The organism is Pseudoalteromonas sp. 5Ae-yellow (assembly GCF_014077565.1).
Classification (GTDB): Bacteria; Pseudomonadota; Gammaproteobacteria; order Enterobacterales; family Alteromonadaceae; genus Pseudoalteromonas.
Genome location: NZ_JACGWD010000229.1, coordinates 1 through 235, shown reverse-complemented (window position 1 = coordinate 235; position 235 = coordinate 1). Strand labels below are relative to the sequence as shown.

Sequence of the window (235 nt, the reverse complement as noted above, 5' to 3'; positions counted from 1 at the left end):
ACCCATCAAGTTATGGGTACAGGCCGAAACGAAGTTGTCATGACGCCATCAGCAAAGCCACGGTATTTATTCGTAAATATCACCGTGAGTGGGTGGTTGATATGGATCTGTCGAAGTGTTTTGACCTGCTTGATCATGCTTTGATAATTAGCAGTGTTAGACGCAAAGTGACGGACAGTAGTATTTTAAAGCTGATTAATCAGTTCTTAAAAAGCGGGGTAATGATAGGCGAACA

The 235-nt window shown here is 42.1% G+C and carries 1 protein-coding gene; it reads left to right on the top strand.

What is annotated here, in order from left to right; genetic code table 11:
- The coding region (locus H4J63_RS20040) for a reverse transcriptase domain-containing protein (RefSeq protein WP_259365865.1) at nucleotides 1-235 on the top strand (235 nt) is incomplete at both ends.